At 59.0% G+C, this 9451-nt stretch carries 7 protein-coding genes; all 7 read right to left on the bottom strand.

Annotation, left to right across the window (positions count from 1 at the left end):
* Positions 1-1238, bottom strand: a 1238-nt coding sequence (locus CFA80_RS01025) for an MFS transporter (protein WP_088518513.1), incomplete at its 3' end; no start/stop codon positions are given.
* A 15-nt stretch (positions 1239-1253) separates the two neighbouring features.
* Positions 1254-1814 (bottom strand): gluconokinase, encoded by a 561-nt coding sequence (locus tag CFA80_RS01020; protein ID WP_245281139.1) that lies wholly within the window; start codon positions 1812-1814, stop codon positions 1254-1256.
* 1 nt (position 1815) lies between these two features.
* Positions 1816-2550 (bottom strand): 6-phosphogluconolactonase, encoded by a 735-nt coding sequence (gene pgl, locus CFA80_RS01015; RefSeq protein ID WP_088518512.1) that lies wholly within the window; start codon positions 2548-2550, stop codon positions 1816-1818.
* A gap of 7 nt (positions 2551-2557) precedes the next feature.
* Positions 2558-4075 carry a glucose-6-phosphate dehydrogenase gene (gene zwf, locus CFA80_RS01010; RefSeq protein WP_088518511.1) on the bottom strand — a complete coding sequence of 506 codons (1518 nt, stop codon included), beginning with the start codon at positions 4073-4075 and terminating at the stop codon, positions 2558-2560.
* Positions 4072-5067 carry a phosphogluconate dehydrogenase (NAD(+)-dependent, decarboxylating) gene (gnd, locus tag CFA80_RS01005; RefSeq protein WP_088518510.1) on the bottom strand — a complete coding sequence of 332 codons (996 nt, stop codon included), beginning with the start codon at positions 5065-5067 and terminating at the stop codon, positions 4072-4074. The genes zwf and gnd overlap by 4 nt, the downstream gene beginning before the upstream one ends.
* Positions 5068-5079: 12 nt before the next feature.
* Complete coding sequence (locus CFA80_RS01000) at positions 5080-7926, bottom strand: bifunctional transaldolase/phosoglucose isomerase (RefSeq protein ID WP_088518509.1); 2847 nt, start codon at positions 7924-7926, stop codon at positions 5080-5082.
* A partial coding sequence (locus CFA80_RS00995) for a transketolase (RefSeq protein ID WP_088518508.1) occupies positions 7923-9451 on the bottom strand: 1529 nt, incomplete at its 5' end. The genes CFA80_RS00995 and CFA80_RS01000, both read right to left, overlap by 4 nt.

Genomic DNA, 9451 nt, shown 5'->3' with positions numbered 1-9451 from the left:
AAGGCAGTAAACGCGGCTGAAATCAAGACAAGCGGCGGCAATGCCCTGTTGAAAGCATGCGTGTATAGAAAGGATCCAATGTTGTCGGCGAGCGTGTTGGCGAGATTAATAATCGACATGAGCACCGCGAAGGAGAATCCCTCCGCGCGCGGCGGACAATAGTCGGCCGCAAGCGTCAAGGTGGCAACGGTCGTGAGCATCGCGGAAAATCCAGCGCAAAAGCTGATGATTGCCGCAGCGGTCTCGTTCCAGAACAAGAGATAGGCGAGCCCAGTCAGGGTGCCGAAAGCGATGCTCAAGTTGAGAAGGTTTCGAAGCGTCAGAGTTTCAAAAAATCGCCGATAGAGGAGTGCGGCGAACACCCATCCCGCGGCTGCGATCGATCCTAGGATTCCGATATAGCCTTGCGAGAACCGCAGATCGTCCGTCATGTGATAGTACAGCGGCGTGCTCAACCCCGGGCTAAAATAGTAGAAAAAAATGACCGCGGCGACGACCCACAGCTCCCGCCGATGGAACGCCACCAGCAAGCCGCGAAGTGTGTTCCGCATGCCCTTTAGATCTGCGCGGGTCTTTTTCTCGGGAACGAGAAAGATGGTCCCGGCGATGACGGCAAGCGGCGCGATCGCGATAATGGCGGCGGCAGCATGCAACGCGTCGCTAGGGGCAAGATACTGCACGAGCTGACCGCCAAGGATGGCAGCGATCATGGCGGCGATGTTGAACCAGAGCCATTGCTGGTTGACGAAAGTCCCGCTCTCTTTAAGCCGCTGCCCATTTTCGACCAGGACCGCCCCGCATAGCGTCGACGATATCGCCATCGCGTAAGCCGTGAGCATCAGCGCGACAACAAGGTCGCCCGGCGCGTTGATCTGCGTCACCCATACATAGCCGACGATTGCCACAATATTGGCGATGATCAGATAGCTTTTCCGCCGGTACCCGAACAGCGGCACGAAATCGGATACGAGCCCGTAGAGTGGTTTGATGATCCACGGCAAGTTGAAGATGGTGACGAATGCCGTAACCTGCGCCGGCGTCCAGCCGTGCACCTCTTTCAGATAATAGTTCAGCGGTTGCGAAATCAGTCCGACAATCTGCCCGAGGCCCTCGACGACATAGACCAGAGCAAAAAATATCAGCAGACGTCTTATCGTTTTCGCGTCGGAGTCTGGTGCTGTACCGGTGGACGAAGGTGAGCGTTCGTTTGTGATTTCGCTCGGTGGCGCGTCCGTCATAACTGGATCGCTTTGCTACCGAGCCACGCGACCCGTTTCAGCCGCGACAGACTCAATACCGAGTTTTTCAACGATCGCCTCAACGATGTCTCGGGGATGCGGCACGATGGAAACGACAATCGGCCGTTCGTCTGGCTGTGGCTCCTCCAAGCTTTCGAACTGGCTATCGAGCAGCGCCGGGGGCATGAAGTGATCGGCGCGGGCGGCGATGCGCCGTGCCACCACGTCGCGATCGCCTTTTAAGAAAACGAGGCGCACGTCGGGGCGGTTACCGATGAGGATATCGCGGTAAGCCCGCTTGAGAGCCGAACAGGCAACAATCCCGTGGCCGCCGGCGCGTCGCGTCGCGTCGATCCACTCCGCGATCGCGTGCAGCCACGGCGAGCGATCCTCGTCGTTGAGCGGCTCGCCATGATGCATTTTTTCGATATTCGATTTTGGATGAAACCAGTCGGCGTCCTCATAAATCCAATGAAGCCGCTGCGCCAGCATGGCTGCGATGGTGCTTTTGCCGGAGCCCGACACTCCCATGACGACAAGGACGCTAATGTCGCTCGAAGTCGTTCCGGAATTCATTTCATCTCTCCGGCGCGGCAGCCTGGATCACAAGCCAGACAAAATCGCCGTGCGCATAGGCACGATGCGCCGGCAAATCTTCGCCGGCAAGCACACGTTTGAGAATCGGGCGTTTATCGGCGCTGTCGATCAGAAACAGCATTTCACGCGTGGCAGCCAGTGCCGGGAAAGTCAGTGTGACACGCGGCACAAATGGCTCCATTCCGGCTTTCGCAACGCCGAGAACCCAGCGGTCTTTTTCTTCAAGCGCGGGCGAGTGCGGAAACAGCGACGCCGTGTGGCCATCGGGGCCGAGCCCCATCAGTACGAGATCAAACAGTGGCTGCGCCGGGTCGAGGCGATCCATACCGTAAAACTGCTTAAGTTCATCTTCGTAAAGACGCGCGGCGTCTTCGGGATAATTCGAGTTGATCGCAATCGGATGGATGTTTTGCCGCGGCACGGGTACGTGGCCGAGAAACGCTCGCCGCGCCGCGCCTATATTGCTCAATGGATCGTTCTCCGGAACGAACCGATCATCCCCCATGAACCAGTGCACGCGGTCCCACGGCACTTGTTCGCGCCAGGGACGTTCCGCGAGCAAGCGGTACAGCCCGAGCGGGCTCGAACCGCCGGTCAGGCAGACCGCCGCCCGGTCGCCGCGAGTAACACGCGCGATCAGCCGCCGCGCTGCGGTCTCGGCCAATGCTGCGGCGTCGGTAACGACGACAATCTGCGGTTGGGTTTTAACATTCATGGCAAATTCAAGCGATTGGCCGCCAGCGGCGTCCGTCGCGCGCGAGCAGTTCGTCTGCTTCCTTAGGGCCATCGCTGCCGGCGCGATAGCTCGCAAGGCGCTCGCCTTTTTCTTCGCGCCAGGCGTCAAGGAGCGGCTGCACGAGGCGCCAGCCGGCTTCAATGCCGTCGGCGCGGGGATAAAGGATGGCATCGCCGACCATACAGTCATAGATCAAAGTTTCGTAGCCGGTGCTTGGCGCTGCTTCGAAATAATCTTCATACCTGAATGTCATGCTCACGCCGCCAATGGCGATCGAAGGCCCCGGAATTTTTGCGTTAAATTCGAGACCGATGCATTCGTTAGGCTGAATTCCGACGACCAGGAAATTTTCGGCAAGCCGATCAACCGGCGTATCGCGAAACATGGCGATCGGGGCCTGCTTGAATTTTATTGCAACCTCGGTCTGCTTGCCGCGGAGCGCCTTGCCGGTCCGTAGATAAAACGGCACGTTGGCCCAGCGCCAATTATCGATCATCAGCCTGAGCGCCACATAGGTTTCGGTTGTGCTGTGCGGGTCGACGTCCTTGGTTTTGCGGTAGGCTTCGACGCGCTGGTTTTCGACAAAGCCATCGTCGTATTGCGCCCTTACCGAATTGCGCAAGGCCTCGTCGCGGTTCTGCAGCTGGACGGCCTCGAGCAATTGCGCTTTCTCCGCCCGCACGGAGTCGGCTGCGAAGCGTGACGGCGGCTCCATTGCGATGAGCGAAAGCAGCTGGATCAGATGGTTAGGCACCATATCGCGCAATGCGCCGGTGGCATCGTAATAATTACCGCGACGGCCGACGGTAAGCGATTCGGCCACGGTGATCTGCACATGATCGATGTGATCGCGATTCCAGATCGGCTCGAATAGGCCATTGGCAAAACGCAGCACCAAGATGTTCTGCACCGTCTCCTTGCCGAGGTAGTGGTCGATGCGGAAAATCTGATGCTCCTTGAGAACGCCAAGGAGCTTTTGATTAAGCGCATGGGCGCTGGCGAGATCGGTGCCGAACGGCTTTTCGATGATGACACGCCGCCACGCGCCGTTTTCCCGTGCCAAACCCGATTGGCCGAGATGACAACCAATCGGAGCGAACCCCGCCGGCGGTGTTGCCAGATAAAACAACCGATTGCCCTGTGTGGCACGCTCGCGTTCGACGCGGGTGAGCTCCCGTCCAATATTCGCGTAAGTGGATTCGTCGTCGGGGTCGCCTTGCACATAACCGACGCAGCCGAGCACCTGGTTGAGCACGTTTTGATCGATCGATCGGTTGGCGAATTGGGGGAGGCTCTTGGCGAGGTCTGCGCGAAACGCTTCGCTTGATGACGGACTGCGCGCAACCCCAATCAGTGCGAAGGCCTCCGGCAGCAACCGCGCGGCAGCGAGGTTGTAAAGCGCCGGCACGAGCAGCCGGTGAGTAAGATCGCCGGACGCGCCGAAAATGACCAGGCAACAGGGGTCGGCGGCGCGCCCGCTCGTAGCGCCGGTCTTAGAAGTCATGATGGCTTGGCCTTGCGGTTTTTTGGTTCGACATGCGCGCCGAACCCCTTGCGCATGGCGGATAGAATCTTTTCAGCGAAAGTATGATCGCGGCGTGAGCGGAAGCGCGTGTAGAGCGCAGCAGAAAGCACGTCGGCGGGAACGGCCTCCTCGATTGCGGCCATAATTGTCCAGCGGCCTTCGCCGGAATCCTCGACCACCCCTTCGAAGTCGGCAAGTTTCGGATCGGCCGCAAGGGCGCTTGCCGTCAAATCCAGCAGCCACGAGCTAATCACGCTGCCGCGCCGCCACACTTCGGCAACATCGGCGAGGTCGAACTCGAAACGCGCGTCCTCCGGCAAAGCTTGGCTGTTCGCATTCTTCAAAATGTCAAAACCTTCGGCGAAAGCCTGCATCAGCCCATATTCGATGCCGTTGTGGACCATTTTGACAAAATGTCCGGCGCCGTGCGGACCGGCGTGGATGTAGCCCAGTTCAGCGCGTGGATCGCGGCCATCCCGGCCGAGCGTGCGCGGCGCATTGCCGAGCCCGGGAGCGAGTGCCTTGAACAATGGATCGAGACGCGCGACGACTTCCTTGGCGCCGCCAATCATCATGCAATAGCCGCGCTCGAGTCCCCAGATACCGCCGCTGGTCCCGACATCGACATAATGTATGGCGCGCTCGTTCAGCTTTTTGGCGCGCCGAACATCGTCTTTCCAGAAAGTATTGCCGCCATCGATAATAATGTCGCTGGGTGCAAGCAGCTCGGCGAGCTGGTCGATCGTATCTTCGGTAATTTTGCCGGCCGGCAGCATGAGCCAAACCGCGCGCGGCGGCTCCAATTGTTTGACGAGCTTGTCGATGCCCGCGGCGCCCATCGCGCCGTCTTGGCGCAAGGTCGCAATCGCATTAGCGTCGTGGTCGTAGACCACCGCCTCATGACCGTTCTGAATCAAACGGCGCGTAATGTTGCCGCCCATGCGCCCGAGGCCGATCACGCCGATCTGCATGTAAATCTCCGGTCACGCCAGCGCGCGATCGAACGCCGCCTGCAGCGCCGCTAGGCCAGCCGCGATCTCGCCCTTGAGATGAACGCGCAGCGCACGCCGGCCGCGCTCGAGTAGAACATCGAAGTCGCCCCGCGCTTGGGCATTCTTCACTACGCCGAAGCTGGCGCGATGCCCAGGAATAGGCAGATCGTCGCCATCGTCGGCGGTGATCTGAAGAAACACGCCGCTGTCCGGCCCGCCTTTGTAAGCCTGGCCGGTCGAATGCAGAAATCGCGGGCCGAATTCGAGGCAGGTTGCGACACGACAGCGATCGCGCAGCGCCAGCCGCAATTGCTGCAGTCGCGATGTGTTTTGTTCATTGCGCGCGAGATAGGCAAGCAGAGCAAAATAGTCGCCGCTTGCGACCCGGCCAAAATGCGCAGCAAGCCAGCTTCCAACCGTCTCAGCGGCGCCGGCTTTACGCAACTCAGCGGCATTCGCCTCATCGGTATAGACCGCGATGGAATTTTCCGAGCAGACCGGCGTTTCGTGCGGCAATTTACCAGACGCTTCGAAGGCGCTCGTCAGCTCGCGCGTTTTGATTTTACTCGCTTCTACATCGGGCTGATCGAACGGATTGATGCCAAGCAGCGCCCCAGCGGTCGCGGTGGCAATTTCAAAACGAAAGAACTCTTGGACGATATGCGCGGGCGAATTCTGCACGATGCGAATGACGGGGTGACCGGCAGTTTCCAGCCTCTTGAGCTTGTCCTCGTGATCGGGATCGTTTTCGCCTTTCAAGGCAAGATCGATAAAGACGCGGTCGTCGGCATAGACTTCCGCTCTGCCGAGCGGCTCGCCATCGATCGGGATCAGGCCTTTGCCGTGCTTGCCGGTCGATTCCGCGAATAATTGCTCAGCCCATGCGCCAAAACTCTTAAGCGTCGGCGAAGTCAGCATAGTGACTTTGTCACGGCCGCGCGCGGCGGCAGCGCCCAGCACAATGCCGAGCGCGACGCCCGGGTTATCTGCGGGTGGCACATCCGGTCCACACGAGCGGATCATGGTGCGGGACAATTCCACAAGCTCTGCAACATTGAGGCCGGCGATTGCCGCAGGCACGAGTCCAAACGGCGACAAGACGGAATATCGTCCACCGATTGTAGGGATGCCGTAAAAAATCTGGCGAAACTTCTGCTCTTTGGCACGCTGTTCCAGCGCCGATCCGGGATCGGTGATCGCAATGAACTGTCTACCTGCCTGATCCTTCCCGGCTTTCTCCGCAACCTTTGCAAAGAAATAGTCCTTGAGGATATTGGGTTCGGTTGTGCCGCCGGATTTGCTGGACACGATGAATAATGTCCTGCCCAAATCCAGATCCGCTTCGAGCGCCTTGATCTGCGCGGGCACCGTGGAATCAAGGATGCGCAGCCGGGGCCAGCCGCTTTGATGGCCAAACGTCGCGGACAGAACTTCGGGGCCGAGACTTGAGCCGCCCATTCCGAGAAGAACCGCGTCGTTAAAGCCGTCTTGCTTCACCTCATTGGCAAACGCGACGTAATCCCTGATCTGCGCATCTTCGACGCTGTCGAGCCAACCCAGCCAGCGGTCCTCATCGGTATTGGTCCATAGCGATTTGTCACGCTGCCAAAGTTTCCGGACATCGCCGCGGGCGCGCCAGCCGTCAACTATCTCGTCGACGCGCTTCTTGAGTTGCTGATCGAGAACGAATTTCTGCTGGTCGATTTTTTCGCCAAGGATTTCGGTTCTCTTCTTCGCAACCGCACTGTGGAGCTTGTCGGCCGCATCGGAGAAAAGCCGAACGCCGTCTTGGGTGAGCTTCTCGGTAACTGCTTGCAGTGAAATGCCGGCGCGGCCTAGTTCACCAAGGAGGTGTTGTGCCTCGGCAACGTCTGCTTCGAGAGTTTCGCGAACTTTGCCATGGTCGCGAAACGCCTCAATCGTCGCGATCGGCATCGTGTTCACCGTATCCGCGCCGATCAGTTCTTCGATGTAAAGGACGTCGCTGTAAGCCTTGTTCTTGGTGCCGGTTGAAGCCCACAACAGCCGCTGCGGCTTGGCGCCGTGTTCTGCGAGCGCATGCCAACGTTCTCCTGTGAACAGCCGCAGATAACGCTGATAGGCCAGCTTGGCGTTGGCGACGGCGATCTTTCCCTTCAGTGCCGCCAGGCGAGCCTTTTCATCCGGATCGTTGACGCGCGCAATCTTTTCGTCGAGCAATTTATCCACTTCAGTATCGATCCGGCTGACGAAGAAACTTGCTACGCTCGCCATGCGCACAATTTCGCCGCCGTTGGCAGCAAGCGTCTCGAGCCCGGACAAATAGGCCTCGACGACCTGTTCATAGACCTGCTGGGCAAATAGCAGCGTGATATTGACGTTGATGCCCTCGGCAGTGAGGTCATGAATGGCGGGCAGACCCTCGGACGTTGCCGGAACTTTGATCATCAAGTTCTGCCGATCGACCTCGTGCCATAGGCGCTTTGCCTCGGCGATCGTTCCGTTCGTGTCCTTGGCGAGATAGGGGGATACTTCGATGCTGACAAAACCGTCGGCACCTTGCGTGGCATCGAATACCGGACGCAGGACGTCGGTTGCGTTGCGAATATCTTCGACCGCAAGCGTTTCGAAAATTTGTCCCGGCGAATAGTCATGGCCTTGCAACATGCGCTTGATCGCATCGTCATATTCGTCGGTCTGGCCAATGGCGTGCTCAAAAATAGAAGGGTTCGATGTGACGCCCCGCAGGCCATCCTCATCGACCAGTTTTTTTAACCGGCCATCGGCGATGAAGCCGCGGGAGAGAAAATCAAGCCACATCGCTTGGCGATGATCTTGCAATGCTTTCAGCGGGTTCATAACGGACGCTTTCCTGCAATCTCACTTTTGGCAATCTGATCCTTGGCCGCCTGCAACACTTTATCGGCAACAAATCCGAACTTCCGCATCACGTCTGTCCCAGGCGCCGATTCTCCGAAACTGTGCATACCGATGATCACGCCGTCGGGACCTGCATAGCGGTCCCAGCCGATCACGGCGCCAGCCTCTACAGTGACCCGGGTCGTAATGCTTGGCGGCAGAACGTCATCGCAATAACGCCGATCCTGCTGCTCGAACAGCTCCCAACTTGGCATGCTGACCACGCGGGCGGCAATTCCCTCACGCTTGAGCTGTTCGTAAGCGGTAACGCAAAGCTGCACTTCGCTGCCGCTGGCGATCAGGATCACTTTCGGTACGCTATTCTCGGCGCCGGCCAACACGTAAGCGCCGCGCGCCAGGCCATCCGCGGATGCGTAACGGCTGCGGTCGAAGGTCGAAAGCTTCTGCCGGCTGAGCACGAGGCATGCCGGCCGATCGGCCAGCTTCATGATGACCTTGTACGCTTCGCGCACCTCGTTGGCATCGGCCGGCCGCAACACGACGATATTAGGAATCGCGCGTAACGCCACCAATTGTTCGATCGGCTGATGCGTCGGTCCGTCTTCGCCCAGACCGATCGAGTCGTGGGTAAAGACGTGAAAAACCGGCAATTCCATCAACGCGGCAAGCCGGATCGATGGCCGCATATAGTCGCTGAAAGTGAGGAACGTCGCGCCGAAAGCGCGCAGCTTCGAGAGCACCAGCCCATTCACGATGGCGCCCATGGCGTGTTCGCGCACGCCGAAATGCATGACGCGTCCACCGGGCGCGTTGGCCTCAAGCGCCTCCGCTCCGGAGAATGCGGTCTTGGTCGATGGCGCCAGATCGCCTGCGCCGCCGATAAGCCAGGGTACGGTTTTTGCAATCGCGTTGAGCACTTTGCCTGAAGCGTCGCGTGTGGCGAGACCCTTCTCGTCCGCAGGAAATGCCGGCAGTTCACCGTCCCAATTGTCCGGCAATTCGCCTTTCAACAAGATCTCGACTTCGCGGCCTGCTTGCGGATGCTGCTTTTGGTAAGCGGCGAAGCTATTCACCCACTCGTCACGTAAGGCCCGCCCGCGGCGGCCGATTCCATTCTGGAAGCATTCATAGACGCCGTCAGGCACGAGAAACTGCGCATCTTCGGGCCAACCATACGAGCGTTTTGCCAGCCTGACCTCCTCTGCGCCAAGGGCATCGCTGTGGGCGGCCGCGGTATTCTGCTTATGCGGTGCGCCGTAGCCGATGATGCTGTCGACAATGATGAGGGTGGGTCGATCCTTGGTGCGACGAAACATTTCGACTGCGCGCGCAAAACCGGCCGTGTCGTTGGCATCCTGCAGCCGCAGAACGTTCCAGTGATAAGCTTTGAATCGTGCGGCAACGTCCTCGCTCATCGCGAGATCGGTGTGGCCCTCGATCGTCACGGTGTTGCTGTCGTAGATCCAACATAGGTTTGCAAGCTGCAGATGTCCGGCAAGCGATG

This window comes from Rhodoplanes sp. JGI PP 4-B12, assembly GCF_900188135.1.
This window is presented reverse-complemented; position numbering and strand designations above follow the sequence as displayed.